Raw genomic sequence first — 26728 nt, forward strand, 5'->3', positions numbered from 1 at the left:
GCCGGCCCGCGGGACCGGCCGGCAGGGCGCGGGCGGCCGGCGCCTGTCCGGCGGCGGGCGTCTGCGGCCCGCCGCGCGGCGGGGCCTGGGCCGGGGCCGGGTCGGCCTCGGTCCGTTCCGGAGCGGAGCCGCCCGCGGCGGCTCCCTTCACCGGCTTGCGTACGACCACCGGCGGGATCGGCCGCGAACCCGGGATGTTGATCCGGATCCGGGTCGTCAGGGTGGTCTCGGTCTTCGGCCCGTCGGTGTCGGGCGTGGACGGGTTCGACGTCACAGGGTTCTCCTCCGGGGCGCTCGTCGCGCCGGGCCCGAATGGCACAGTCGTGGACGGGTGCTGGCCGGTTCCGTACGGCGGCGTACCCGAGGGGTAGGCGGCTCCACCGTGCCCCTGGGGCCCGGGGGACGAACTGTCAGTTTCACGACTCAAGGCAGGTTCTCCCGGTTGGCTCCGCCGCCCGTCTTTACCTTGCGCGGGCAGCTCGGCGGCCCGTCCACCATACTGGCCGCCGCCCGCGCGCAACTGTCCCCCGGGAATCCCAGGTTCCTCTTCGCTCCCCGCGCGCCCCCTCCCGAGGGCCCGTCAAACCCCCTCAACCCGTCCCCGATCGGCGAGGGGCGGAGTTCGGCGGCCCGTCAGCCGCGCGGCCGGGAGGCCGAAACGGGCCCCTCCACCGGGCCGCGCATCGTGGCACAGATCACAGCGATCACACTTCCCCCCAAAAGGTATGCGTACATACCGATTCCGGAGGAACCCAACAGGAAGTCCCCTTCGGGGCGGGGGAGCGTGAGCAGGACGTACGACAGGAACCAGCCGGCCGCCGCCGCGCCCACTCCGGCCCCCGCGCCGGTCGCGATGCGGGAGCCGAGGAACAGGCCGAGCAGGGCCAGCAGGGCCAGCAGCAGCCCGGCCGGGAACCAGAGGTCCAGCACGAGCCAGCCGGCCGCGCCGGTGAGCGCGCCCGCGACGAGCAGGCCGAGCAGGGCGGCGATCCGCCCGGGGGTCCAGGGCGTGGTCATGCGCGCACCCCCGCGAAGAGGTCCCGCTCGCGCGTGCCGGCCGGGGCTCCCGGCTCGCCCGCCGCGAGTTCGTAGTACTCGCGGACGAGCAGGGGCTGGGCCAGGTCGTTGGAGAGGGCGAAGAAGGGGCCGTCCACGGCGATCTGGGTGACGTGCGCGCGCATCGCGGCCGCCTTGGCCGCCGCCCACACCCGCCCGCCGTGGCCGCTTTCGCCGTCGCCGCCTTCGCCGTCGTCGCCGTCGTCGCCGATCTCGGCGGTGATCCGCTCGTCGTCGACGACCCCGGGGACGTCCTGTGGGCCCGCGACGCCGGGGAAGGAGGCCCCGGTGGCGCGCAGCCGGGCGAAGCCCTCGTCGACGACCGAGCGCGGGACCCGGTTCCAGTACACCTTCGCCACCGCGTGCGCGGGACCGAGCTCCGGCCGGTGGGCGGGGTCGGCCGCCAGCTCCGCGCCGCGCGTGGCGACGCGGTGGGCCTGGATGTGGTCCGGGTGGCCGTAGCCGCCGTCGGGGTCGTAGGTGACGAGGACCTGCGGCCGCAGTTCCCGGATCACCTCCACGAGGTACCCGGCCGCCTCGTCCAGGTCGGCGGACCAGAAGGCGCCGGGGCGGGTGTTCTGCGGGGCGCCCATCATCCCGGAGTCCCGGTAGCGGCCGGCACCGCCGAGGAAGCGGTGGTCGGTGACCCCGAGTTCCTTCATGGCGGCGGCGAGCTCCCCGACCCGGAAGGGGCCGAGGGTGTCGTCGCGGTCCGGCGCGAGGTGGGCGAGCTCGGCCGGGATGACCTCGCCCTCCTCGCCGAGCGTGCAGGTCACCAGGGCGACGTGGGCACCCTCGGCCGCGTACTTGGCCATGGTGACGCCGTTGTTGATCGACTCGTCGTCCGGGTGCGCGTGCACGAGGAGCAGACGACGGGCGGGAAGACCGTTCATGGGGCCAGCCTACGAGCAGGACCGCGCGGCCGCGTCCCTACAGCTTCAGACCGCTGATCATGCTCGCCACGTTGGACGTGAGCTGGCTGAGCGTCGGAGCGATCGTCGAGCTCGCCAGGTAGAACCCGAGCAGCACGCACACGAAGGCGTGCCCTGCCTTCAGTCCCGACTTCCGGACCAGAAGGAAGACGACGATCGCCAGCAGCACCACGGCCGAGATCGAGAGTGCCACGGCGTTTCACCTCCACGTCGAGCGGACATCGGTACGCGTACTCGTGCTCGGCGAAGTCATACCCACCGTGCGCTACGGATCATAACTATCCGTACCAGCGCATCGATCGAATTCCGGCAGCACGAGGGGCGCATGCCGCGCACGCCCGGGGGCACGCGGGGGCCGGGCGGGAGGACCTCGCGTCGCCCCGGGCGCCCCCCGGAGCCCGAACGGCCACATCCCGCCCGTCCGCACGGACCAGAACTCGGGGCAGACGGGGTCAAGTCGCCCACGTACAGAGCGTGTTGCCCTGGCCGGAACCCGACCGCGGCGCCGTGCGCATGGTGGCGAAAAATAATCGCTATAACGGCCGGGGCCCGGCGGACGGGCCGGCCGGACGCTACGCGTCGACGTCCCTCGGGGGCGCCGGCGGGGGCGGCACCACCTGCTTCTCGGCCGCGAAGTGACAGGCCGACGGGTGGGCCGCCGGCCCGGACGGGAAGGCCTGCGGGACCGTCGGCAGCGGGACCTCCGCGGCGCAGCGCGCCTCGGCCTTCCAGCAGCGGGTGCGGAAGGTGCAGCCCGAGGGCGGGTTGGCCGGGGAGGGGACGTCGCCGGAGAGGATGATGCGCTCGCGGCGCTCGCGGGCTCCGGGGTCGGGGACGGGCACGGCGGAGAGCAGGGCCTGGGTGTACGGGTGGGTGGGGTGGTCGTAGATCTGGGAGTCGGTGCCGGTCTCGACGATCCGGCCGAGGTACATGACGGCGACCCGGTCGGAGATGTGCCGGACGATCGAGAGGTCGTGGGCGATGAACACGTACGAGAGCCCGAATTCGCCCTGGAGGCGCTCCAGCAGGTTGACGACCTGGGCCTGGACGGAGACGTCGAGCGCGGAGACGGGCTCGTCCGCGACGATGACCTCGGGCTTCAGCGCGAGGCCGCGGGCGATGCCGATGCGCTGGCGCTGGCCGCCGGAGAACTGGTGCGGGTAGCGGTTGATGTACTCGGGGTTGAGGCCCACGACGTCCAGGAGTTCCTGGACCCTGCGCCGCCGGTCGCCCTTGGGGGCCACCTCGGGGTGGATCTCGAAGGGCTCCCCGATGATGTCGCCGACCGTCATGCGCGGGTTCAGCGAGGTGTACGGGTCCTGGAAGACCATCTGGATGTTGCGGCGGACGGCCTTCAGGGCGCGGCCGGACAGCTTGGTGATGTCCTGGCCCTTGTACGAGATCGTGCCCGCGGTCGGGCGTTCCAGGTTGACCAGCATCTTGGCGACGGTGGACTTCCCGCAGCCGGACTCGCCGACGATGCCGAGGGTCTCGCCGGCGGCCAGGCCGAAGGAGACCCCGTCGACGGCCTTGACCGCGCCGATCTGCTTCCGGAACAGGATCCCCTGGGTGAGCGGGTAGTGCTTGACGAGGCCGCGGACCTCCAGGATGGGCTCAGCCACCGAGGCACTCCTTCCAGAAGAAGCAGGCGCTGGCCCGGTCCGGGGCGATCTCGGCCAGTGGCGGGACCTCGGCCCGGCAGGCGGCCCGCGCCATCGGGCAGCGCGGGTTGAAGGCGCAGCCGGCCGGGATGGCGAGCAGGTTGGGCGGCAGGCCCTTGATGGCGTAGAGGTCCTGGCCCTTCTGGTCCAGGCGCGGGATCGAGTCCAGCAGGCCGCGGGTGTAGGGGTGGGCGGGGGCCCCGTAGAGGTCGTGGACGGGGGCGTGCTCGACGATCCGGCCCGCGTACATGACGGCGATCTTGTCGGCGACGTCGGCGACCACGCCGAGGTCGTGGGTGATCAGGATCAGGCCCATGTTCATCTCGCGCTGGAGCTCCGCGAGCAGGTCCATGACCTGGGCCTGGACCGTCACGTCGAGGGCGGTGGTCGGCTCGTCGGCGATGATCAGGGAGGGGTCCAGGGCCAGCGCCATGGCGATCATGATGCGCTGGCGCATGCCCCCGGAGAACTGGTGCGGGTAGTCCCCCACCCGCTGCCGCGCCGCCGGGATCCTGACCCGGTCCATCAGCTCCACGGCCTTGGTCTTGGCGTCCTTGCGGGACATCCCGCGGTGGACCTCGTACATCTCGCCGAGCTGGGCGCCCACGCTGAGCACGGGGTTGAGGGAGGAGAGGGCGTCCTGGAAGATCATGGCCATTCCGGCGCCGCGCACCTTGCGCCGTTCCTCCTCCTTCATCCTGAGGAGGTCCTTGCCCTTGAAGAGGATCTCGCCGCCGGCGATGCGGCCCGGCGGCACGTCGAGGATGCCCATCACGGCCTGGGCGGTGACGGATTTGCCGGAGCCGGACTCTCCGAGCACGGCGAGCGTCTCGCCTTCGTCGACCGAGTAGTTCACCCCGTTGACCGCTTTCGCGACGCCGTCGCGGGTCTTGAACTCCACGTGCAGGTCGCGGACTTCGAGCAGCATCTGGCGACTCACTCCTCAGCGCAGCTTGGGGTCGAGGGCGTCGCGCACCGCGTCGCCGAGCATGATGAAGGCGAGCACGGTCAGGCTCAGCGCGCCCGCCGGCCAGAGCAGCATGTGCGGGGCGTTGCGGATCTGGGAGGCGGCGTTGGAGATGTCGATGCCCCAGGAGACGGTGGGCGGGCGCAGTCCGACGCCGAGGAACGACAGGGTGGCTTCGAGGGCGATGTAGGTGCCCAGCGCGATGGTGGCGACGACGATGACGGGGGCGACGGCGTTGGGGGCCACGTGCCGCAGCAGCATCCGGCCGTTGCCGGCGCCGAGGGCGCGGGCGGCCTGGACGTAGTCGTTCTGTTTGGCGGTGATGACCGAGCCGCGGGCGATGCGGGCGATCTGCGGCCAGCCCAGCAGCACGATGAAGCCGACGACGGGCCAGACGGTGGTGCTGGTGACCACGGAGAGGAACACCAGGCCGCCGAGGACGACGGGGATCCCGAAGAAGATGTCGGCGACGCGGGAGAGCACGGCGTCGCCCCAGCTGCCGAAGAAGCCGGCGAGCCCGCCGAGCGCGGAGCCCAGCAGGGCGGCGCCGAGGGTGGCGCAGACTCCGACGGTGATGGAGGCGCGGGCTCCGTAGACGGTACGGGTGTAGACGTCGCAGCCCTGGGTGTCGTAGCCGAAGGGGTGTCCGGGCTCGGGGCCCTGCTGGGACTTGGACAGCTGGCAGTACAGGGGGTCGCCGCTCGCGATGAGCTGGGGCCAGATCGCGATGACCACCAGGAAGAGGATCATCAGGGAGGAGATGACGAAGACGGGGTTGCGGCGCAGCTGGTGCCAGGCGTCTGACCAGAGCGAGCGCGCCCTCTCCCGCGGTCCGGTGTCGGGGCCGGGGGGCCGCTCCAGGCTCTCGCCCTCCTCCACGGCGAGGTCCATCGGTCCTCCCTGCCCGGTGGGCGAGACCGCCTCGCGCGGACGCGGGCCCACGGGGTCGTACATGGGGGGGCCTTCCGGACGCTCGGGGTCAGGCATACCGGATCCTCGGGTCCAGGACCGCGTAGAGCAGGTCGACGAGCAGGTTCGCCAGCAGGAAGACGATCACGAGGATGGTGACGAAGCCGACCACGGTGGGCGAGTTGTTGCGCAGGATGCCCTGGTAGAGCTGGTAGCCGACGCCGTGGATGTTGAAGATCCGCTCGGTGACGATGGCGCCGCCCATCAGGGCGCCGATGTCGGTGCCGATGAAGGTGATCACGGGGATCAGGGAATTGCGCAGCAGGTGGCGGGTGACGACGCGGTGGCGCGGCAGGCCCTTCGCGGTGGCGGTGCGCACGTAGTCGGCCTTGGCGTTCTCGGCGATGGAGGTGCGCGAGAGCCGGGTGACGTAGGCGAGCGAGACGAGGGCGAGGACGATGCCCGGCAGGATCAGCTCGTTGAAGGGGGCGTCCGGGGAGACGGTGGGCCGCACCCAGCCCCATTTGACGCCGAAGAGGTACTGGAGCAGGTAGCCGGTGACGAAGGTGGGCACCGAGATGACGATGAGGGTGAGCACCAGCACCGAGGTGTCGACGGACTTGCCCCGGCGCAGGCCGCTGACGACGCCGAGGGTGATGCCGACGACGATCTCGATGACGATCGCGACGATGGTCAGGCGCAGGGTGACCGGGAAGGCCGAGGCCATCAGGTCGGTGACGCTCTGTCCGTTGAAGGCGGTGCCGAAGTCCCCCTGGAAGATCTGGCCCATGTAGTGCAGGTACTGCTTCCACAGGGGCTGGTCGAGGTAGAGGTCCTTGCGGATCCGCGCGGCGGTGGCGGGGTCGGGGGCCTTGTCGCCGAAGAGGGCCGCCACCGGGTCGCCGAGCGCGTACACCATGAAGAAGATCAGGAACGTGCTGCCGATGAACACCGGGATCATCTGGAGCAGTCGCCGGATCACGTAACGTCCCATGGACTGCTCCAGGATCGATCCGAGGGGTGGGTCAGCTGACCTTGATCTGGTTGTAGACCGGGACGCTGAACTGGTTCAGGGCGACGTCGGTGATCCGTTCGGAGTGCCCGGCGCTGCCGTTCTGGTACCAGAGGGGGATGGACGGCATCTGCTCGGCGAGGATCTTCTCCGCGTCCTGGAACTTGGCGATCGCCTTGGGGGCGTCGCTCTCCTGGTTGGCCTCGTCGACGAGCTTGTCGAAGTCCGGGTTGCTGAACTTGCCGTAGTTGGAGGAGGCCCCGGTGTAGTAGAGCGGCTGGAGGAAGTTCTGGATGAGCGGGTAGTCGGCCTGCCAGCCGGAGCGGAAGGGGCCGGTCAGCTTGTAGGCGCTCTGCTTGTTCCTGAAGTCGGCGAAGGTGCCGATCGGGTTGACCGTGCAGACCGGGCCCTCGCCGATCGCGTTGTTGATGCTGTTGCAGACGGCGTCCATCCACTCGCGGTGCGAGCCGGTGTCGACGTTGGAGGTCAGCGTGACCTTCCCGCCGGGCAGGCCGCCGCCCTCCTGGATGAGCTTCTTGGCCGCGGCGGGGTCGTACTTGCAGGCGTCGCCGCAGAGGGTGGCGTTGAATCCGCCCTTGGCCCCCAGGGCCGGGGAGGTCCAGTCCTTGCCCGGCGTACGGGTCTCGCGGAAGATCTGCTGGGTGATCTCGTCACGGTTGATCGCCATCGAGATGCCCCGGCGGACCTTCTCCATGCCCTCCTTGGCCCACTGCGGGTCGTAGAGCGGGAAGGTGAGGGTCTGGATGATGAGGGCCGGCTGGTTGATGTACCGGTCGCCGAGGTCGTTCTTGACGTTCTTGAGCTGCTGCGCCGGGATGTCGTCGACCAGGTCGAGGTTGCCGGAGATCAGGTCGGTGTAGGCGGTGTTGTTGTCGGTGTAGACCTTGAGGTCCACACCGTCGTTCAGCGCCTTGTCCGCACCCGTGTAGCCGTCCCACTTGCGCAGCTTCATGCCGGTGCCCTTGGTGTACGAGTCCACCGTGTACGGGCCGTTGCCGATCGGCTTGTCGAGCCAGGCGGTGTGGTCGGTGAAGAAGGCCTTGGGCAGCGGCGAGAAGGCCTGGTAGCCGAGGGTCTGGGGCCAGGTGGAGAACTTGTGCTTCAGGGCGACGGTGAAGGTCTTGGGATCCTTGACGACCAGCCCGGACATGGTCTTCGCCTTGGGCTCGCCGGTCGCCGGGTGCACGTCCTCGTAGCCGACGATGTCGGCGAAGAACGGCGAGTTGTTCTGCTTGTTGCGCACGTCCGCGCCGTAGTTCCAGGCGTCCACGAAGGACTGTGCGGTGACCGGCTCGCCGTTGCTGAACTTCCAGCCGTCCTTCAGGGTGATCGTGAAGTTCTGGCTGTCCGTGGTGTCGATCTTCTCGGCGAGCATGTTCACGGCCTCGCCGGTCTTCGGGTCGTAGCGCTTGAGGCCGCGGAAGAGCATGTCGAGGACCTTGCCGCCCTGCACCTCGTTGGTGTTGGCGGGCTCCAGCGGGTTCTGCGGGTCACCCCAGGAGGAACTGACGATCCCTTCGGCACCGCCACCGCCGCCGCCACCGCCCCCACCGCCGCAGGCCGTCGCCGCGAGGGCGACGGCCACCGCACATGCGGCCCACTTGGCGTGGGTGGCTCCGCGCATGGAGTGCCTCCTAGGGGTACCGGGACTCGCTTCGGGGCCAATGTCACCCCATGTGGGTCCCTGCACACCCATCGTTGGACCGATTGCACCCTCGCGTCCCCCGGCTGTCACCCCTGCGAGTGCAAAGGCAGCTCCCAGGTGTCCACGGCGTAGTGCGGTCGCATGCCGTGCGCTTCGTACAGCCCGAGTGCGCCGGTTTCGTTGGCGGTGTCCACGCCGAGGCCCACCGTGTCGCGTCCGCGGGCGGCGTACGCGGCGAAGCCGTGGCGGAGCAGGAAGCCGCCGACGCCCCGTCCGCGCAGCCCCTCGCGTACGCCGATGTGGCTGATCCAGCCCATGCTGGTGCGGTCGTCCCGGGTGAGCAGCACGGCCGCGTCGCCCGCCCCGGGCAGGCTCGCGATCCACACCAGGGACCAGTCGAGGGCACGGGCGTCGAGGTGGTCCAGCCAGGGTTCGTACGCGCGCGGGGCGTGCCCGAAGTGGGCGGCGAAGGTCTCCTCCACCAGGGCGTGGGCGCGGCGGCGGTCGGCCCGGTCGGCCCCGCAGTCGCGCAGGGTCAGTCCCGGGGGCGGTACGGGCGGGACGGCGTCGGCCGGGGTGAGCCGACGGGTCATCACCTGGTGGCGGCGCACGGTGCGGTAGCCGCGCCCGGTGAGGAGGGCCGGGTCCAGGGTGGGGGCGGCGCCCAGTTGCAGGCGCAGGCGCGGGCGGTCGGCCCCGGCGGCCATCGCCCGGGCGCGGGCCTCCATCAGCTCCAGCAGCCGGCGGGCGGCCCTGGGCTCGCCGGGCAGCCCGTAGTGGTCGCCGTCGATCCGGCCCGGTCCGGAGTCGTTCCAGACGAGGGCGTAGGCGACGGGCCGGCCGGCCCGCAGGGCCAGCCAGGAATCGGTGGCCAGGTCCACGCCGGGGTGGTTGAGGTCGGCCAGGGCGGTGCCCAGGTCGGTCTCGGGTCTGCCGATCTCGATGACGTCGACGGCGTTGAGCAGGGCGCAGATGTCGGGGGCGTCCCCGGGGCCGGCGGGCCGGACGGTCAGCGTGTCGCGCATCCGCCCACTGTCGGCGCCCGCCGCGGCCGGACGCAAACGGCTTCCCGCGGTACGGACGGCAACGCGCCGGGGCGCCCGGGGCCGGAAGGTTCCGGCCCCGGGCGCCCCGGGACGAGCGTACGGAGGGGGTCAGACGGCCAGGACGGCCTTCTCCTCCGCGAAGTGGCACGCCGACTCGTGGGCGGCCGGGGTGTTCACGCCCTGGAAGCGCGTCGGGATCGCCAGCAGCGGCTCCTCCGTGGCGCACTTCTCCTCGGCCTTCCAGCAGCGGGTGCGGAAGCGGCAGCCCGACGGCGGGTTGGCCGGCGAGGGGACGTCACCGGTGAGGATGATGCGCTCGCGGGCCTCGCGGACCTCGGGGTCCGGCACCGGCACCGCGGACAGCAGGGCCTGCGTGTACGGGTGGGTGGGGTGCTCGTAGATCTCGGCGTCGGAGCCGATCTCGGCCATCTTGCCCAGGTACATGACGCCCACGCGGTCCGAGATGTGCCGGACGATCGAGAGGTCGTGCGCGATGAAGACGTAGGAGAGGTTGAACTCGTCCTGCAGCTTCCCCATCAGGTTGATGACCTGCGCCTGCACCGACACGTCGAGCGCGGAGACCGGCTCGTCGCAGATGATGATCTCCGGGTTGAGCGCGAGGCCGCGGGCGATGCCGATGCGCTGGCGCTGGCCGCCGGAGAACTGGTGCGGGTAGCGGTTGATGTACTCGGGGTTGAGGCCCACGACGTCCAGGAGTTCCTGGACCTTGCGGCGCCGGTCGCCCTTGGGAGCCACCTCGGGGTGGATCTCGAAGGGCTCCCCGATGATGTCGCCGACCGTCATGCGCGGGTTCAGCGAGGTGTACGGGTCCTGGAAGACCATCTGGATGTTGCGGCGGACGGTCTTCAGGGCGCGGCCGGACAGCTTGGTGATGTCCTGGCCCTTGTAGAAGACCTCGCCGGCGGTGGCCCGCTCCAGGTTCATCAGCAGCTTGGCGACGGTGGACTTGCCACAGCCGGACTCGCCGACGATGCCGAGGGTCTCGCCCCGGTACAGGTCGAAGGAGATCCCGTCGACGGCCTTGACCGCGCCGACCTGCTTCTTGAACAGGATGCCCTGGGTCAGCGGGAAGTGCTTGACCAGGTTGCGGACCTGGAGGATCGGCTCGCGCTCGGGGGCGTTCCCGGTGGGCTCAGCCATGGATCTGCTCCTTCCAGAAGTGGCACGCGCTGCCGCGGCCGGGCAGCTCGCTGCCGTCGCGCTCGGTCACCTGGTGCAGGACGGGCACGTCGGTGCGGCAGACGTCCTGCGCCTTGGGGCAGCGCGGGTTGAAGGCGCAGCCCGAGGGGATGTTGAGCAGGTTGGGCGGCAGGCCCTTGATCGCGTAGAGCTCCTGGCCCTTCTGGTCCAGGCGCGGGATCGAGTCGAGCAGACCGCGGGTGTACGGGTGCGCCGGACGCTTGTAGATCTCGTGGACCGGGGCGTTCTCGACGATCCGGCCGCCGTACATGACGGCGATCTTGTCCGCGACGTCGGCGACGACGCCGAGGTCGTGGGTGATCAGGATCAGACCCATGTTCATCTCGCGCTGGAGCTCCGCGAGCAGGTCCATGACCTGGGCCTGGACCGTCACGTCGAGGGCCGTGGTCGGCTCGTCGGCGATGATCAGGTCAGGCTCCAGGGCCATCGCCATGGCGATCATGATGCGCTGGCGCATACCGCCGGAGAACTGGTGCGGGTAGTCGCCCACGCGCGCCTTGGCGGCGGGGATCTTCACCCGGTCCATGAGCTCGACGGCCTTGGCCGTGGCGTCCTTCTTCGACATGCCGCGGTGCACGCGGAACATCTCGCCGAGCTGGGCGCCGACCGTGTGCACGGGGTTCAGCGAGGACAGCGCGTCCTGGAAGATCATGGCGATCTTCTGGCCGCGGATCTTGCGGAAGTCCTCGGCCGGGAGCTTGAGCAGGTCCTGGCCCTGGAACAGGATCTCGCCGTGCGGGATCTTGCCGGGGGGCATGTCGAGGATGCCCATGATGGCCTGCGCCGTCACGGACTTGCCCGAGCCGGACTCGCCGAGGACGGCGAGGGTCTCGCCGGCGTTCACCGAGTACGAGACACCGTTGACGGCCTTGGCGACACCGTCGCGGGTGTGGAACTCGACGTGCAGGTCGCGCACTTCGAGCAGGGGGGTCCCCTCCGGCGCCGAACGGGGCGCGGGGACGTGTGAGGTCTTGTCGATAGTCAACGTACGCCCTTCCTCAGCGCAGCTTCGGGTCGAGGGCGTCGCGCACCGCGTCGCCGACCATGATGAACGCGAGCACGGTGATGCTCAGCGCGGCGGCCGGGAAGAGGAGCACGTGCGGTGCCTGGAGCCAGCGCACGGAGGCGTCACTGACCATCAGACCCCAGGAGATGCCGGGCGGCTGGACGCCGATGCCGAGGTAGGACAGCGCCGCCTCCGCACCGATGTACACACCGAGGCTGATCGCACCGACCACGATGACGGGGGCGACGGCGTTCGGCAGGATGTGGCGCATGGTGATGCGCCACGTGCCGGCGCCGAGGGCGCGGGCCGCGACCACGTAGTCGTTGTTCTTGTTCTGCAGCACCGAGGACCGCATGATGCGGAAGATCTGCGGCCAGCCCAGCGTGGCGAGCACGACGGACACGGTCCAGGCGTTGCCCTTGCCGAGGCCCGACATGATCAGCATTCCGCCGAGGAGCAGCGGGATGGCGAAGAAGATCTCGGTGAAGCGGGACAGCATGCTGTCGACGATGCCGCCGACCCAGCCGGCCACCAGACCCAGCGCACCGCCGACGATGATCACCAGGGCGGTGGTGACGATACCGACGATGATCGAGTTGCGGGCCGCCCACACGGTGCGCGTGTAGACGTCGCAGCCCTGGACGTCGAAGCCGAACCAGTGGTCGGCACTCGGCTTCTTCAGGGAGTCCTGGAGCTGGCAGGCGCCGGCGGTGAACGGGCTGTCCGGCGTGAACCACTGCGGGACCGCGGAGAGCACGATCAGCAGCAGGACCAGCGCGGAGCCGATCAGGAAGATGGGGTTGCGGCGGAGGTCGGAGACGGCGTCCGACCAGAGGCTGGCCTCGCGCTCCTTCTTCGCCTTCTTGCCGGGGGTGTTGCCGACCGTGCCGCTCGTGGAGGGCGCGCCGGCGGTCTTGGTGTCGGTCAACTCGTCCCCCACCGTAGTTGTCTCACGCATAGCGGATCCTCGGGTCGAGCACGGCGTACAGCATGTCCACGATCAGGTTGGCGACCAGGTACACGATGATCAGGAGCGAGACGACGCCCACGATCACGGTGCCTTCCTTGCGGTAGACCGATTCGGCCAGCAGGCCGCCGATCCCGTGGATGTTGAAGATCTTCTCCGTGATGACCGCGCCACCCATGAGCGAGCCGAGGTCGGCGCCGAGGAAGGTGACGATCGGGATGAGCGCGTTGCGCAGCGCGTGACGGCCCACGACACGGCGGCGGGGCAGGCCCTTCGCGGTGGCGGTGCGGACGTAGTCGGCGCGCATCGTCTCCATCAGGCTGGTACGGGTCAGTCGTGCCACGTACGCGAGCGAGGTCGAGGCGAGCACCAGGGCCGGGAGCAGGTAGGCGCGGATGCCGTCGTTCTCGTTGAAGGAGACGGGGAAGAAGTCGATGCCCCAGCTGGTCTTCAGCTGGACGCCGAGCGTCAGCTGAAGGATGAAGCCGCTCACGAAGACCGGGATCGAGATGACCAGGAGCGTGGACAGCAGCACGAGCTGGTCGAGGAACTTGCCACGGCGCAGGGCGGCCATGATGCCCGCCAGGACGCCGACGACGGCCTCGATCAGGAAGGCCACGATCGCCAGGTTCATCGTGTAGGGGAAGGCTTCGGTGATCTTGTCCCAGACGGATCGTCCGGTCAGGGTCTCGCCGAAGTTGCCCTGGAACAGGTTGGAAATGTAGTTCCAGTACTGCGACAGGAACGAGTCGTTGAGGTGGTACTTCTCGCGAAGCATCGCCGCGACGAGCGGGTCTGCCTTCTTCTCTCCGGCCAGTGCCTGAATCGGGTCACCGGGGAGCTTGAAGGACAGCCAGTAGATCAGGAACGTGGCACCGATCAGAACAGGGATCGCCTGTATGAGTCGGCGGATGAGGTAGCGGCCCATCAGACCTCCAGCAAAGAACAGGGGGAAAGGGCAGGCAGACGGAAACCTGATTCCGCCTGCCCGCCCCCGGGATTCCCCTACGTGAAGAGGGGTGTTAGTTGAGCTCGACGTTCGCCAGGTCCATGCGGCCCTGGGCGTCGACCTCGACGTTCTTCACGGACTTGGAGTAGGCCGAAGAAGACATGTAGGTGAAGATCGGGATGTACGGAAGGTCCCGGATGATGATGTCATCGGCCTTCTGGTACAGCTTCAGACCCTCGGCCGGGTCGGTGGCCTTGTCGGCGTCCGCCATGACCTTCTCGAACTCGTCGTTCTTGTAGTGGCCGTAGTTCGAGCCGTTCTCGATGGCGACCTTCGAGAAGACCGGACGGAGGTAGTTCTCCGCCGCCGGGTAGTCCATGGACCACGCCATGCGGAACGCGCCCTTGTACTTCGAGGCGCCCAGGTCGTCCAGCAGCTCGCCGAACTTGGCGAACGGCTTGGCGGTGACCTCGATGCCGAGGTTCGCCTTCAGCTGGTTGGCGACGGCCTCGATCCACTCCTTGTGGCCGCCGTCGGCGTTGTAGCCGAGCTCCATCTTGTTGCCGGGGATGCCGCCGGCCTTCTCGAAGATCTCCTTGGCCTTGGTCGGGTTGTAGGTACCGACCTCGCCCAGCGCGCCCTTGCGGTAGCCCGGGATGATGGGGCTGATGAAGTCGTCGGCCGGCTTGCGGGTGCCGTTGAAGATGGTCTTCGTGATGGCGTCCCGGTCGATGGCCATGGAGAGGGCCTGACGGATCTCCACCTTGCCGAACGCCTCGGGGTTCTGCTCCAGCGGGAGACCGATGTAGCCGACGGCCGACTCGGGCTTGTAGATGTAGCGGTCGCCGAACTCCTGGGAGACGGTGGCCATCGCCGAGATCGGGAGCTTGTCGACGATCTGGATGTTGTCCGAACGCAGGTCGTTGTACGCCGTGTCCAGGTTGTCGTAGATCTTGAAGGTGACGCCCGCGAGCTTGGCGCGACCCTCGGTCGGGTACTTGTCGAACCGCTTGACCTTGATCTGCTTGTTGTGGTCCCAGTTCCCGTCCATCTGGAAGGGGCCGTTGCCGATCGGGTTCTCGCCGAACTTCTTGGCGCCGTCGGTCTCGAAGGCCTTCGGCAGCGGGTAGAAGGCGTTGTAGCCCAGCATCGTCTTGAACTGGGAGAACGGCTCCTTCAGCGTGACGGTGAAGGTGCGCTCGTCAACGACCTTGAGGCCCTTGAGCTCCTTGGAGGTGGGCTTCTTGTCCTTGCCCGGCGCGAGCTCCTCGGAGCCCTCGATCTTCGAGAAGAACGGCATGCCCTCGGCGGCGTTGTCCTGGTTGGCGCCCCAGTTCCAGGCGCGGACGAAGGACTGGGCGTCGACCTTCTCACCGTTGTGGAAGGTGAGGCCGTCCTTGACCTTGATGGTCCAGGTCTTCGAGTCGGTGGTGTTGATGGACTCGGCGGCGGCCAGCTTCGGCTCGTTGGTCTTGTTGTCGTAGTCGACCAGACCGGTGAAGAGCGCGTGGAGAACCTCGGCGCCCTCGGACTCGGCGGTGTTCTGACCGATCAGGCCGTGCTGCGGCTCGCCGAGCACCACCGTGATGTTGCCGCCCTTGCCGCCGGCGGCGTCGTTCTTGCTGGTGCTGCAAGCCGTGGCAGCCATCGCCACGATGACGGCACCCGCGACCCACTTGGCGCTCGTTGCTCCGCGCATGGGTATTTGCCTCCTCAGGAGTCACTGTCGATTCGTGAAGGACCCGGGTTCCACTGACACCCCTGACAGCGAAATCCGGTCCCATCGTGTGTGCTCGTGAGTCGACGCTCCCCACAGCGTGTGACCCATTGACCCGAGCTCAATGGAGCCATCCTCAGGGACGCCCAGACCGTAAACCACACTTAAGTGGTCTCGTTTTCACAACATCACCGCATGGCGAAAACCCGAAATCCGGACAAACGGATAGGAGACAGACACGTGCGAAACGGACGGTTAGCTCACCTTCCGGAGTGTCACGCTCGGAATGCGGACACCAGAACGCAACAATCCGCTTGACAAAAGCGAACAGCCCCTCCCCGCACCGGTCCGGTGCGGGGAGGGGCTGTTTCAAGCCGTACGCGTACGAGTCAGCGTCCGGCTGGAGTGCGGCTCACGCCGAACTCGTGTACTACTTGCCGGACTTCGCGCGGGAAGCGGTGCGCGAGCGCTCCTTCTGGTCCAGGACGACCTTGCGGATGCGCACGGCCTCCGGGGTCACCTCGACGCACTCGTCGTCGCGGCAGAACTCCAGGGACTGCTCCAGCGACAGCTTGCGCGGGGGCACCACGTTCTCCGTGTTGTCCGCGGAAGCCGCACGCATGTTCGTGAGCTTCTTCTCCTTGGTGATGTTCACGTCCATGTCGTCGGCGCGCGAGTTCTCGCCGACGATCATGCCCTCGTACACCTCGGTGCCGGGCTCGGTGAACAGGACGCCGCGCTCCTGCAGGTTGATCATCGCGAACGGCGTCACGGAGCCGGAGCGGTCGGCGACCAGGGAACCGTTGTTACGGGTCACCAGCTGGCCGAACCACGGCTCGTGGCCCTCGTGGATCGAGTGGGCGATACCGGTACCGCGGGTGTTCGTCAGGAACTCCGTGCGGAAGCCGATGAGACCGCGCGACGGGACGACGAACTCCATGCGGACCCAGCCGGAGCCGTGGTTCGACATGTTGTCCATGCGGCCCTTGCGGACGCCCATGAGCTGCGTGACCGCGCCCATGTGCTCCTCGGGGACGTCGACCGTCATGCGCTCGACCGGCTCGTGCACCTTGCCGTCGATCTCCTGCGTGACGACCTGCGGCTTGCCGATGGTCAGCTCGAAGCCCTCGCGGCGCATCTGCTCGACCAGGATGGCGAGCGCGAGCTCACCACGGCCCTGGACCTCCCAGGCGTCCGGACGCTCGGTGTCCAGGACGCGCAGCGAGACGTTACCGATCAGCTCGCGGTCCAGGCGGTCCTTGACCTGGCGGGCGGTGACCTTGCGGTCCTTGACCGCGGACTTGGCGTCCGCGCCCTTGCCCGTACCGCCGCGGCCGACCATCGGGGAGGTGTTCGTACCGATGGTCATGGAGATCGCCGGCTCGTCGACCGAGATCAGCGGGAGCGCGATCGGGTTCTCCGGGTCGGCCAGGGTCTCACCGATCATGATGTCGGGGATACCGGCGACCGCGCAGATGTCACCCGGGCCCGCCACCTCGGCCGGCTTGCGGGTGAGCGCCTCGGTCATCATCAGCTCGGTGATGCGCACGTTCGACTGGCTGCCGTCACGCTTGATCCAGGTGACGGTCTGGCCCTTGCGCAGCTCGCCCTGCTCGACGCGGAGCAGCGCGATGCGGCCGAGGAAGTTGTCGGCGTCCAGGTTGGTGACGTGGGCCTGGAGGGGGGCCTCCTCGTCGTACACCGGGGCCGGGACGTGCTCCAGGATGGTGGAGAAGAACGGCTCCAGGCTGTCGCTGTCCGCGGGGACGGTGCCGTCCTCGGGCTTGGTCAGCGAGGCGATGCCGTCACGGCCGCAGGCGTAGACGATCGGGAACTCGATCTGGTCCTCGGTGGCGTCCAGGTCCAGGAAGAGGTCGTAGGTGTCGTTGACGACCTCGTCGATCCGGGAGTCCGGACGGTCCGTCTTGTTGATGCAGAGGATGACCGGCATGTTCGCCTGCAGGGCCTTGCGCAGGACGAAGCGGGTCTGGGGCAGCGGACCCTCGGAGGCGTCCACCAGGAGGACGACGGCGTCCACCATCGACAGACCGCGCTCGACCTCACCACCGAAGTCGGCGTGGCCGGGGGTGTCGATGATGTTGATCGTGATCGGGGCCCCGCCGTCCTTGGGGTGATACTTCACCGCCGTGTTCTTGGCGAGGATCGTGATGCCCTTCTCACGCTCCAGGTCGTTCGAGTCCATCATGCGGTCGTCGAGCTGCTGGTGGGCGGCGAAGGCACCGGCCTGCTTGAGCATGGCATCGACGATGGTCGTCTTGCCATGGTCGACGTGGGCGACGATGGCGACGTTACGGATGTCGTGGCGCGTGGGCACTTCGGCGCTTCTCCCGGGATCGTGGATGGCGTCGCGTACGGCCTGGCACGCGCGCCTCGACCGGGCGGAAAACCTGCCACGGCCTTACCCCATCCTACGTCGGTTGGCGGGAACCGCCTGCCGGGGGGTCTGTCAAGGGGCCGGACGACTGAGCGCGGCCGGGTTCGGGGTGGGGAGTCCCGGCCGTGGGAGGAGCCTGTGTTCCTGCGGGTCAATGGGTATCAACGACCTTGCCCGCCGGGGATCCGGCGGGCAAGGGAATTGAGTCACATCTGAGCTAGTGACCCGCGGGTCAACCTGCCAGGCCCCGCTTTTTCACCACTTGTTCGGCGCGACTACTTCTTCTTCGCGTCCTTCTCGGTGGGCGGCTTCATCCAGCCGATGTCCTGGTACCGCGGGGCCCCGAGCCCGAACGCCCCCGCGTTGGCCAGGCCGGGCTTCACGGCGACCAGCTCGGGGCGCTGGTAGATGGGGATGGAACCGGCCGCGGCCCAGATCCGGGCGTCCGCCTTGCGCATCAGCTCCCGGGACTGCTCCTCGTCCAGCTCACCGGCCGCCTGGTCGAACAGCTGGTCGATGTGGTCGGTGCCCACGCGGGTGTAGTTCTGCTCGACGACGAGCGAGCCGTCCGCGGCCGGCTCCGGCTTGGCGAAGATGGGGCGGGCGTCGGTGGCGGGGTAGGCCGTCGCGGGCCAGGAGTAGAGCGCCAGGTCGTACTGGCCCGAGGCCACGTGGTCCTTGAAGAAGCTCTCGTCCGCGACCTTCTTCATCTCGGTGGCGACACCGATCGTCTGGAGCATCCGGGAGATCCGGTCGCCGACCGACCGCAGGGCCTCCGAGCCGGGCCCCGCCGGGAGGACGAAGCGCAGGGTGAGGGGCTTGCCGTCCTTGGCGAGGACGGCGCCGGAGGTACGGGCGGCCTGCTTGGCCGGGGCGGGGGCCGGGGTGGCCCGCGCGGGTTCCTTGTCGTCGGCGCCGTTCTCGCCCTGCCCGTCCGCGTCGGCCGCCGCGCGCTTGGCGTCGTCGAGGGTCCGGGCCTGGGTCAGCAGCGCCTCCTCCTGCTGGGCGGCGAGGGAGCCGGGGGCGAGCACCGGGGAGGGCTGCTCCCGGCGGGCGCCCGGCGCGAACCGGTCCGCGTCGACGATCTCCCCGTCGAATTCCCGCGCGGGGCCCTCGGGGAGACCGGCGGCCGCGTGCGCGCCGTGGCCCTCGTGGGCGGCGGCGCGGCGGGGAGCGCCGCCCCGGCCGTCGTCCTGGCCGACGATGTAGAGGCCGTCGTTGCCGGTTCCCGGACCCGAGGGGGTCTTGGAGTCGTCCTTCGTCCCGCTGCCGTCGCTCTCGGAGCCCGCCTTGGCCCCCGCCGGGTCGGTGAGCTTGCCGTTCTTGCGCCAGCCCGCGTCGGAGAGCAGGGCCTGCGCCGCCTGGGGGTCCAGGCCGCCGAGGGCGTCGCTGTTGTCGGCGTACGCCTGCTGCCCGGCCAGGGCCAGGTGGCTGCCGACCGGCTGCGCGGGCAGGCCGAGCGGCTTCAGGACGATCTCGGCGAGTTCCTTGCGGTCCAGGGCGCGGGCCACCGCCCGCCGGACCCGCTCGTCGGAGAGCGGGCCGGAGGCGCCGTTCATGGCCAGCTGCGTGTAGGCGGGCTCCAGCGACTTGCGGACGGCGAAGGAACGCAGCGCCGACTGCTCGTCGGCGTACTTCTTGACGGCCTGCGCGTTCTTCTCGCGGCTCTCCTGCTCCTCCTTCGCCTTGGTCTCGTCGGAGCCGTGGGCGATCGCCCAGGAGAGGGTGGCCTGCGCCGGGGTGAGGTCGGCGGCGGGGCCGTGCGCCCCGTTCACCTGGCCGGCGTCGCGGTGGGCGAGGGCGATCCGGTCGGCGCCCGCGCGGTCGATCTCGGCCAGGTCGACCTTCCCCTCGGCCAGCGCGGCCGGGCGGGCCGCCCGGGGCACGGCCGTCAGGACGAGGGTGTCCAGCTTCGCGGCCCGGCCCCACCAGCGCGGGTTGCGGGTCAGGGCCGCGGTGCCGGACTTCTTGTCGATGGCCCCGAGGCCGAAGGGTCCGGCGGTGACCTTGAGGGCGCCGCGCGCGCCCTCGTTGAAGGCCTCGGGGGTGCCCATGACCTGCTTCGGGTAGAGCGGGCCGAACAGGGAGCGCCAGTCGCCGTACGGCTTGGAGAAGGTGACCTTCACCTCCAGGTCGTTCTTCCCGCGCTCGATCTTCTCGATCCGGTCGTAGCCGGCGTTGCGGGCCGTCCAGTACGCCGAGTCCTTGCCGTTCAGGGCCCGCCACTGGGCGACGAAGTCGGGGGCGCCGATCTCGCGGCCGTCGCTCCACACCGCCTTCTGGTTCAGCTTGTACAGGACGACCTGCTTCGGCTCGCGCTCGACGACCTCGGCCTTCTCCAGGTAGTCGGGATTGGCCACCGGCCGGCCCTTGGCGTCCAGCACGAACAGCTGCGGCAGGACCGCACCCGCGATCCGGGTGGTGGTGGCGTCGGCGTCGGCCTGGAAGGTGTTCAGGGTCTCCGGCAGCGAGTCCACCGCCCAGCGCAGGACTCCGCCGTCGGCGACCCGGTCGCGGGTCGTGACCGCGATGTCCGGTCCCGCGGCGGCCGTCCCGCCCTCCTCCTCGGCCGCCCCGCATCCCGCGAGCAGCGGCAGCGCAAGGACTCCCGAGGTGAGGAGCGCCAAGGACCTGCGCGTTCTCTGGGTCATGGGTGGTACCTCCGGGGCGGGGCGCGGGTGGCCGTGAAAGAGGGGGGTCTTGATCACGTTCGGCGGTATATGGAGCTGATCACACTGGTGCCGGATCCCACTGAAATAGACGCCCGCCCGGCTCCTCAGGAGCGGCCCTCCGCCACGCCGCGAACCCCACCCGTGCGGACCAATCCGGCTTGCGCGCGGGCGCGCGTTCCCCCGGGAGAGGGATGAAAATGGGGGCAGGGAGGGGCGCACGGTTCACGCCTGCGCGCCCGGAATCGCTGCACGTCCCTTCACAACCGGGGACGGGAGGCGCGACACTCGCAGGCGCCCGGAAGCGTTGCCACCGCACCCGCGGAAGTGAGGTCACGTCATGTCCCTGCAAGACGATCTGACGGCCGTACGACGCAATCTGAACGAGCTGGTCCGCTCCGTGGAGCGGCTGGAGCAGGACGTCGCACGACAGTCGCCGGCCGCTCCCAGGACCCCCGAAGCGGGCCGGATGGTGTCCGTCCCGGACACCCCGTACGACAGCACGCTGTGGACGGACACCGACGACGAGGGCCTCGGCGCCCGCGACCGCCGCGCCCCCTGACCCGTCCCCTGCCGTCCGCGCACTCCCCATCTGGCCCGGCCGCCCCGGCCGGGCCTCCTGGGCCACCCCTCATCACTCCACCCGGAGTCCCCTTTGGCCACAGGCACGGAACCACACCGACAGCGGCCCGGCGGCGTCCACGACCCCTCCCGGGCCGCCATCGCGGCCCGGCACCTGCGCACCGACCGGTGGTGGCTCTCGCCCGCCGGCACCGCGGCGGGGCTGCTCGCCTTCATCGTCTACTCGACCTGGCGGGCCTTCTCGAACGCCGACTACTACGCGGCCCCGTACGTGTCGCCGTTCTACTCGCCCTGTCTGGCGGAGAACTGCGTCCCGATGCGCGGAGGCCCCAACCTGGACCTCTTCGGCAGCTGGTGGGGCCTGTCCCCCGCCCTGCTGATCCTGGTCTTCCCGCTCGGCTTCCGGCTGACCTGCTACTACTACCGCAAGGCGTACTACCGGGGTTTCTGGGCCTCGCCGCCCGCCTGCGCCGTCGCCGAGCCGCACGCCTCGTACACGGGCGAGACCCGGTTCCCGCTGATCCTGCAGAACGCGCACCGGTACTTCTTCTACGCCGCGGTGCCGGTCGCCTCGATCCTCACGTACGACACCGTCCTGACCTTCCGCGACGGGCACTACGCCTGGGGCCACATGGGCCTGGGAACCCTGCTGTTCCTCGTCAACATCGTGCTCATCTGGGCCTACACGCTCTCCTGCCACTCCTGTCGGCACATCATGGGCGGCCGGCTGAAGCACTTCTCCAAGCACCCGGTGCGCTACCGGCTGTGGGGCTGGGTGAGCCGGCTCAACGCCCGGCACATGCAGCTGGCCTGGGCCTCCCTGATCAGCGTCGCCCTGTGCGACTTCTACGTGTACCTGCTGGCCAGCGGCACCATCACCGACCCGAGGATCTTCTGAGATGGCACAGGTGGAACGGCAGCAGTGGGACGTGGTCGTGGTGGGCGCGGGCGGCGCCGGGCTGCGGGCCGCGATCGAGGCGCGCGAGCGGGGCGCCCGTACGGCCGTGATCTGCAAGTCCCTGTTCGGCAAGGCCCACACGGTGATGGCGGAGGGCGGGATCGCCGCCTCCATGGGCAACGTCAACGACCACGACAACTGGCAGGTGCACTTCCGCGACACGATGCGCGGCGGCAAGTTCCTCAACCAGTGGCGGATGGCCGAACTGCACGCGAAGGAGGCCCCCGACCGGGTCTGGGAGCTGGAGACCTGGGGTGCGCTCTTCGACCGCACGCCCGACGGCAGGATCTCCCAGCGCAACTTCGGCGGCCACGAGTACCCGCGCCTCGCGCACGTCGGCGACCGGACGGGCCTGGAGCTGATCCGCACCCTCCAGCAGAAGATCGTCCAGCTGCAGCAGGAGGACTTCAAGGAGTACGGGGACCACGAGGCCCGGCTCAAGGTCTTCCAGGAGTGCACGGTGACGCGGGTGCTGAAGGACGGCGCCCGGGTCTCGGGGACCTTCTGCTACGAGCGCGAGAGCGGGCGGTTCTTCGTGCTGGAGGCCCCGGCGGTGGTCCTGGCCACCGGCGGGATCGGCAAGTCCTTCAAGACCACCTCCAACTCCTGGGAGTACACGGGCGACGGCCACGCGCTGGCCCTGCTCGCCGGGGCCCCGCTGCTGAACATGGAGTTCGTGCAGTTCCACCCGACGGGCATGGTCTGGCCGCCCTCGGTGAAGGGGATCCTCGTCACCGAGTCCGTGCGCGGCGACGGCGGGGTGCTGCGCAACTCCGAGGGCAAGCGGTTCATGTTCGACTACGTGCCGGACGTGTTCAAGGAGAAGTACGCCGAGTCGGAGGAGGAGGGCGACCGCTGGTACGAGGACCCGGACCACAACCGGCGTCCGCCCGAGCTGCTGCCCCGCGACGAGGTGGCGCGGGCCATCAACTCCGAGGTGAAGGCGGGCCGCGGCTCCCCGCACGGCGGGGTCTTCCTCGACGTGTCGACCCGGATGCCGGCCGAGCGGATCAGGAAGCGGCTGCCGTCCATGTACCACCAGTTCAAGGAGCTGGCGGACGTGGACATCACCGCCGAACCGATGGAGGTCGGCCCGACCTGCCACTACGTGATGGGCGGGATCGCGGTCGACTCGGACACCGCCGCCACCGTCGGCGTACCGGGACTGTTCGCGGCCGGCGAGGTGGCGGGCGGCATGCACGGCTCGAACCGGCTCGGCGGCAACTCCCTTTCCGACCTGCTGGTCTTCGGCCGCCGGGCGGGACTGCACGCGGCCGGGTACGCGTCGGACGGGGCGGCGCGGCCGGTGGTCTCCCCGGAGCAGGTCGACGCGGCGGCCGCCGAGGCGCTGGCCCCCTTCCACGCGGCGGAGGGCGCCGAGAACCCGTACACGCTCCACCAGGAGCTGCAGACGACCATGAACGATCTGGTCGGCATCATCCGCCGGGAGGCCGAGATGGCCGAGGCCCTGGAGCGGCTCGCCGCGCTGCGCGTACGGGCCGCCCGCGCCGGGGTCGAGGGGCACCGGCAGTTCAACCCCGGCTGGCACCTGGCACTGGACCTGCGCAACATGCTGCTGGTCAGCGAGTGCGTGGCCCGCGCCGCCCTGGAGCGGACCGAGAGCCGGGGCGGGCACACCCGGGAGGACCGCCCCGCGATGGAACGGGAGTGGCGGCCGGTCAACCTGCTGTGCCGGCCGGTGGACCCGCCCCCCGCCGATCCGGCCGCCGGCCGGATCGTCCTCACCCCCATCCGGACCGAGCCCATCCGCCCGGACCTGCTCGCCCTGTTCGAGAAGGAAGAGCTGGCCAAGTACCTCGCCGAAGAGGAGCTCTGCGAATGACCGGCTACGACGCACGCTTCCGGGTCTGGCGGGGTGACGCGGAGGGCGGATCGCTCCGGGACTTCACCGTCGAGGTGCACGACGGGGAGGTGGTCCTGGACATCGTCCACCGGATCCAGGCGACGCAGGCGTCCGACCTCGCGGTGCGCTGGAACTGCAAGGCGGGCAAGTGCGGTTCGTGCAGCGCGGAGGTCAACGGGCGGCCCCGGCTGATGTGCATGACGCGGATGTCCGTCTTCGCGCGGGACGAGACGGTCACCATCACCCCGCTGCGCGCCTTCCCGGTGGTCCGGGACCTGGTCACGGACGTGTCCTTCAACTACGCCAAGGCGCGCGAGGTCCCGGCCTTCGTGCCGCCGGAGGGGGTGGCGGCGGGCGCGTACCGGATGCAGCAGGTGGACGTGGAGCGCTCGCAGGAGTTCCGCAAGTGCATCGAGTGCTTCCTGTGCCAGGACACCTGTCACGTGGTGCGCGATCACGAGGAGAACAAGGCGGCCTTCGCCGGTCCGCGCTTCCTGATGCGGGTCGCCGAGCTCGACATGCACCCGCTGGACGCGGCCGAGGAGGCGGGCCTGGACCGCAAGCGCACGGCCCAGGAGGAACACGGGCTGGGCTACTGCAACATCACCAAGTGCTGCACGGAGGTCTGCCCCGAGGGCATCAAGATCACCGACAACGCCCTGATCCCGCTGAAGGAGCGGGCCGTGGACCGCAAGTACGACCCCCTGGTGTGGCTGGGGAGCAGGATCCGGCGCCGTTCGGATTCCGACCCCCGGTAGTTCACTTCGCGGTTGGACAATGCCCCCTGAGTGACCGTCGGATGACGTGACGTCAGGGGGCTGTGCGGTGCGGGTGGGGGATCGACTGGCGGACCGGTACCGGCTGGACCGGCGGCTCGGCGCGGGGGGCATGGGCGAGGTGTGGCGCGGCCACGACCTGGAGCTCGACCGTGCGGTGGCCGTGAAGGTGCTGCTGGAGGCCGCGACGAACGAGGAGCTGATCGCCCGGTTCCGGCGGGAGGCGACCATCGGGGCGAGGCTCCAGCATCCGGGCATCACCGTGGTGCACGACGTGGGGCGGCACGAGGGCCGGCTGTTCATCGTGATGGAGCTGCTGTCGGGCGAGGACCTCGGAGCGGTGCTGGCCCGGGAGCGGGGCGGGCTGCCGGCCGCCGTCGCGGTGGACCTGGCGGCGCAGACGGCCGAGGCGCTGGCCGCCGCGCACGAACGGGCGGTGGTCCACCGGGACCTGAAGCCGGGGAACCTCTTCCTGCTGCCGGGCGGCCGGCTCAAGATCTGCGACTTCGGCATCGCGCACTCCGCGGACGCGACGGCGGGCTGGACGGTCACGGGGCGGATCTTCGGCACGCCGCCGTACATGGCGCCCGAGCAGTGGCGGGGCGAGCACGTGGACGCCCGGTGCGACCTGTACGCGCTGGGGTGCGTGCTGTACGCGCTGCTGAGCGGGGAGCCGCCGTTCGGCTCGGCCGAGCCGATGTACGTCCTGATGCGGCGGCACGTGGAGGACGCCCCGCTGTCGCTGCGCGAGGCCGGGGCGGCGGTGACCCGGGAGCTGGACCGGCTGGTGCTGGCGCTGCTGGCGAAGGCGCCGGCGGACCGGCCGGAGTCGGCGGAGGCGGTGGCGAAGGCGCTGCGGGGCCTGCCGGTGGCCCCTGGCGGGGCCGGTACGGGAACCCCGGCGGCGACCGGCGCGGAGACCCGTGCCGGGGGCGGGGGCCCGGACGCCGCGGGGGCCGCGGCGTCCGGACCCGGAGCCGGGGCGCCCTCGGGGGCGCGGCCCCCGGGCGATGACCCGGCCGGGCCGGAGGCCGCAAGACGGGCGGAGGCCGCGGGTGGGCCGCCGGAGGCCGACGACGGCCCGGACCCGAACGGCGCAGCGGGCGCGCCCGGGGTCGCAGGCCGACCGGAGGCCCTCGAAGACGTCCCGCAGGCCGTGACCGGCCCGGAGGCCTTCGGGACCACGAACTGGCCGGAGGCCCTGAACGGGCCCGAGGCGGCCGGGACCGCAGGCCGGTCGGCGGCCGGGGACCGGCCGGAGCCGGGCGCGGCCGTCGCCGTGGCGGAAAGGAACACAGCAGCGGGCGGGGCCGTCGGCGTGCCGGAGGCGGGCGGGGCCGCGGGTCGGGCGGAGGCCGGGAGGACCGCGGGCCGGGCGGCAGCCGGGAACCGGCCGGGGGCGGGCGGGGGCGGCGGTTTGCCGGAGGCCGTGCGGGAGGTCGCACGGGAACTGCTGCTGGAGGCGGAGGAGACGCTGGTCTCCCTGCCGCCCGGCGCCGGTGACGTCCGCACCGAGGGGCTCGCCCTCGCGGCGGAGGCCGCGGCCCGCTTCGACGCGGGCCTGGCGAGCCGGCTGCTGGACGACGCCGAGCTCTGGGCGTGGACCGACGGCGACGGCGACGGCGCCCGCGTCGCCGCCCTGCTGACCGGGCTGGCCCGGCGGATCTCCCGGGACGCCCCCCGCCGCACCGAACGGGTGCTGACCGACGCGCAGCAGGCGTTGTTCACCGTGTCCGGCCCCGCCCGCGCGGCCCGGCTGCGCAAGGTGGCGGAGGAGCTCGCGGCGGTGGCCCCGGAGCGCGGTGTCCGGCTGGCCGAGCGGCACTTCGCGGGGAGCTCCGCGGAGGAGGCCGTACTGGCCCGTGCGGCCCTCGCGAGCGCCCCCACCGACCCCGCCCGCGCCGAGCGCTACCTGGCCCGGATCACGAGCGCCGCGGTCCGCGCGGCCACCGAGTCGAAGTCCGTCACGGCCGTGGCCCGGCACGACCTGGCCGCCGCGCTGCGCCTGGCCGGCCGGGTCCCGGCGGGCGGGGCCCGGGTACGGGCACTGTGCCGGGTGGCCGGCGAACGCTCCGCCGTCGGGGACCGGGCGGGCGCGGCCGAGGCCCTCGACGCGGCGGAGCGGGCCCTCGCGGAACTGGTGGCGGGCCGCGCGGACGGGCCGCGCGAGCAGGCCTGGCGGCACACCGACGGGGGTGGCGCCGCGCGGCTGCGCGAGCGGGCCGGCGCCCCGCGCCGGCCGGACGGGCCCGACACCGGCGACGAGGAGGTGGACACGGCCCGCGCGGCCCTGGAGGCCGCCCGAGCAGACCCTCAAGGTGGTCGCCCACGGCACCCTCACCCCCGCGCACGCCGTGTCGTTCTGCGGCTACGCC

General features: G+C 70.6%; 21 protein-coding genes and 1 pseudogene. 5 read left to right on the forward strand and 17 right to left on the reverse strand.

Annotated elements, in window-relative coordinates; translation table 11 throughout:
* The 17 genes and pseudogenes from ABZW32_RS32845 to ABZW32_RS32925 all read right to left on the reverse strand — a co-directional run.
* A pseudogene (locus ABZW32_RS32845) lies at nt 1-427 on the reverse strand (hypothetical protein); the annotation flags it as partial.
* 206 nt (nt 428-633) lie between these two features.
* A complete protein-coding gene (locus ABZW32_RS32850; RefSeq protein ID WP_356223126.1) occupies nt 634-1017 on the reverse strand; it encodes a DUF6113 family protein in 384 nt (127 codons plus the stop codon).
* On the reverse strand, nt 1014-1949 hold the full coding sequence (gene mshB, locus ABZW32_RS32855; protein WP_356223129.1) for an N-acetyl-1-D-myo-inositol-2-amino-2-deoxy-alpha-D-glucopyranoside deacetylase: 936 nt from the start codon (nt 1947-1949) through the stop codon (nt 1014-1016). Before mshB ends, ABZW32_RS32850 begins: the two co-directional genes overlap by 4 nt.
* A gap of 37 nt (nt 1950-1986) precedes the next feature.
* Nucleotides 1987-2181, reverse strand: a complete 195-nt coding sequence (locus ABZW32_RS32860; RefSeq protein WP_136213899.1) for a hypothetical protein — start codon at nt 2179-2181, stop codon at nt 1987-1989.
* Between the two features lie 379 nt (nt 2182-2560).
* Nucleotides 2561-3610: a dipeptide ABC transporter ATP-binding protein gene (locus ABZW32_RS32865; RefSeq protein ID WP_356223133.1), complete on the reverse strand. Its 1050-nt coding sequence runs from the start codon at nt 3608-3610 to the stop codon at nt 2561-2563.
* Nucleotides 3603-4577 (reverse strand): ABC transporter ATP-binding protein, encoded by a 975-nt coding sequence (locus tag ABZW32_RS32870; protein ID WP_356223136.1) that lies wholly within the window; start codon nt 4575-4577, stop codon nt 3603-3605. Before ABZW32_RS32870 ends, ABZW32_RS32865 begins: the two co-directional genes overlap by 8 nt.
* 15 nt (nt 4578-4592) lie before the next feature.
* Nucleotides 4593-5570, reverse strand: coding sequence for an ABC transporter permease (locus ABZW32_RS32875; protein WP_280916506.1), 978 nt, complete (start codon nt 5568-5570; stop codon nt 4593-4595).
* A gap of 25 nt (nt 5571-5595) precedes the next feature.
* A complete protein-coding gene (locus ABZW32_RS32880) occupies nt 5596-6519 on the reverse strand; it encodes an ABC transporter permease (RefSeq protein WP_356223139.1) in 924 nt (307 codons plus the stop codon).
* Between the two features lie 31 nt (nt 6520-6550).
* Nucleotides 6551-8182 (reverse strand): ABC transporter substrate-binding protein, encoded by a 1632-nt coding sequence (locus ABZW32_RS32885; RefSeq protein ID WP_356223142.1) that lies wholly within the window; start codon nt 8180-8182, stop codon nt 6551-6553.
* Nucleotides 8183-8289: 107 nt separating this feature from the next.
* The gene (locus tag ABZW32_RS32890) at nt 8290-9228 is read right to left on the reverse strand and encodes a GNAT family N-acetyltransferase (protein ID WP_356223145.1); all 939 of its coding nucleotides are present in this window, start codon (nt 9226-9228) and stop codon (nt 8290-8292) included.
* A gap of 129 nt (nt 9229-9357) precedes the next feature.
* Complete coding sequence (locus tag ABZW32_RS32895; protein ID WP_356223147.1) at nt 9358-10410, reverse strand: dipeptide ABC transporter ATP-binding protein; 1053 nt, start codon at nt 10408-10410, stop codon at nt 9358-9360.
* On the reverse strand, nt 10403-11455 hold the full coding sequence (locus tag ABZW32_RS32900) for an ABC transporter ATP-binding protein (RefSeq protein WP_356223150.1): 1053 nt from the start codon (nt 11453-11455) through the stop codon (nt 10403-10405). The genes ABZW32_RS32895 and ABZW32_RS32900 overlap by 8 nt, the downstream gene beginning before the upstream one ends.
* A 13-nt stretch (nt 11456-11468) precedes the next feature.
* A complete protein-coding gene (locus tag ABZW32_RS32905) occupies nt 11469-12434 on the reverse strand; it encodes an ABC transporter permease (RefSeq protein WP_356223151.1) in 966 nt (321 codons plus the stop codon).
* The gene (locus tag ABZW32_RS32910; RefSeq protein WP_356223153.1) at nt 12427-13371 is read right to left on the reverse strand and encodes an ABC transporter permease; all 945 of its coding nucleotides are present in this window, start codon (nt 13369-13371) and stop codon (nt 12427-12429) included. The genes ABZW32_RS32905 and ABZW32_RS32910 overlap by 8 nt, the downstream gene beginning before the upstream one ends.
* A 94-nt stretch (nt 13372-13465) precedes the next feature.
* Nucleotides 13466-15091 (reverse strand): ABC transporter substrate-binding protein, encoded by a 1626-nt coding sequence (locus tag ABZW32_RS32915; protein WP_356223155.1) that lies wholly within the window; start codon nt 15089-15091, stop codon nt 13466-13468.
* 448 nt (nt 15092-15539) lie between these two features.
* Nucleotides 15540-17444 (reverse strand): translational GTPase TypA, encoded by a 1905-nt coding sequence (gene typA, locus ABZW32_RS32920; RefSeq protein ID WP_356223158.1) that lies wholly within the window; start codon nt 17442-17444, stop codon nt 15540-15542.
* Between the two features lie 335 nt (nt 17445-17779).
* Nucleotides 17780-20155: an ABC transporter family substrate-binding protein gene (locus ABZW32_RS32925; protein ID WP_356223161.1), complete on the reverse strand. Its 2376-nt coding sequence runs from the start codon at nt 20153-20155 to the stop codon at nt 17780-17782.
* 358 nt (nt 20156-20513) lie between these two features.
* Between ABZW32_RS32925 and ABZW32_RS32930 the strand changes: the two genes are divergently transcribed.
* The 5 genes from ABZW32_RS32930 to ABZW32_RS32950 all read left to right on the forward strand — a co-directional run.
* Nucleotides 20514-20735: a hypothetical protein gene (locus ABZW32_RS32930; protein ID WP_356223164.1), complete on the forward strand. Its 222-nt coding sequence runs from the start codon at nt 20514-20516 to the stop codon at nt 20733-20735.
* A 93-nt stretch (nt 20736-20828) separates the two neighbouring features.
* The gene (locus ABZW32_RS32935; RefSeq protein WP_356223166.1) at nt 20829-21653 is read left to right on the forward strand and encodes a hypothetical protein; all 825 of its coding nucleotides are present in this window, start codon (nt 20829-20831) and stop codon (nt 21651-21653) included.
* Between the two features lies 1 nt (nt 21654).
* Nucleotides 21655-23556, forward strand: a complete 1902-nt coding sequence (locus ABZW32_RS32940) for a fumarate reductase/succinate dehydrogenase flavoprotein subunit (RefSeq protein WP_356223169.1) — start codon at nt 21655-21657, stop codon at nt 23554-23556.
* Nucleotides 23553-24335 carry a succinate dehydrogenase/fumarate reductase iron-sulfur subunit gene (locus tag ABZW32_RS32945; RefSeq protein WP_356223172.1) on the forward strand — a complete coding sequence of 261 codons (783 nt, stop codon included), beginning with the start codon at nt 23553-23555 and terminating at the stop codon, nt 24333-24335. The genes ABZW32_RS32940 and ABZW32_RS32945 overlap by 4 nt, the downstream gene beginning before the upstream one ends.
* A 73-nt stretch (nt 24336-24408) precedes the next feature.
* Nucleotides 24409-26728: serine/threonine-protein kinase (locus ABZW32_RS32950; RefSeq protein WP_356223175.1), on the forward strand; the 2320-nt coding region annotated here is incomplete at its 3' end.

Source organism: Streptomyces sp. NPDC004667 (assembly GCF_040609475.1).
Lineage (GTDB): Bacteria > Actinomycetota > Actinomycetes > Streptomycetales > Streptomycetaceae > Streptomyces.

Coding starts and splice junctions, on each gene's coding strand:
- ABZW32_RS32850 (WP_356223126.1), bottom strand. CDS start 1,017: ATGACCACGCCCTGGACCCCCGGGCGGATCGCCGCCCTGCTCGGCCTG.
- mshB (WP_356223129.1), bottom strand. CDS start 1,949: ATGAACGGTCTTCCCGCCCGTCGTCTGCTCCTCGTGCACGCGCACCCG.
- ABZW32_RS32870 (WP_356223136.1), bottom strand. CDS start 4,577: ATGCTGCTCGAAGTCCGCGACCTGCACGTGGAGTTCAAGACCCGCGAC.
- ABZW32_RS32875 (WP_280916506.1), bottom strand. CDS start 5,570: ATGTACGACCCCGTGGGCCCGCGTCCGCGCGAGGCGGTCTCGCCCACC.
- ABZW32_RS32880 (WP_356223139.1), bottom strand. CDS start 6,519: ATGGGACGTTACGTGATCCGGCGACTGCTCCAGATGATCCCGGTGTTC.
- ABZW32_RS32885 (WP_356223142.1), bottom strand. CDS start 8,182: ATGCGCGGAGCCACCCACGCCAAGTGGGCCGCATGTGCGGTGGCCGTC.
- ABZW32_RS32890 (WP_356223145.1), bottom strand. CDS start 9,228: ATGCGCGACACGCTGACCGTCCGGCCCGCCGGCCCCGGGGACGCCCCC.
- ABZW32_RS32895 (WP_356223147.1), bottom strand. CDS start 10,410: ATGGCTGAGCCCACCGGGAACGCCCCCGAGCGCGAGCCGATCCTCCAG.
- ABZW32_RS32905 (WP_356223151.1), bottom strand. CDS start 12,434: ATGCGTGAGACAACTACGGTGGGGGACGAGTTGACCGACACCAAGACC.
- ABZW32_RS32910 (WP_356223153.1), bottom strand. CDS start 13,371: ATGGGCCGCTACCTCATCCGCCGACTCATACAGGCGATCCCTGTTCTG.
- ABZW32_RS32915 (WP_356223155.1), bottom strand. CDS start 15,091: ATGCGCGGAGCAACGAGCGCCAAGTGGGTCGCGGGTGCCGTCATCGTG.
- ABZW32_RS32925 (WP_356223161.1), bottom strand. CDS start 20,155: ATGACCCAGAGAACGCGCAGGTCCTTGGCGCTCCTCACCTCGGGAGTC.
- ABZW32_RS32930 (WP_356223164.1), top strand. CDS start 20,514: ATGTCCCTGCAAGACGATCTGACGGCCGTACGACGCAATCTGAACGAG.
- ABZW32_RS32940 (WP_356223169.1), top strand. CDS start 21,655: ATGGCACAGGTGGAACGGCAGCAGTGGGACGTGGTCGTGGTGGGCGCG.
- ABZW32_RS32945 (WP_356223172.1), top strand. CDS start 23,553: ATGACCGGCTACGACGCACGCTTCCGGGTCTGGCGGGGTGACGCGGAG.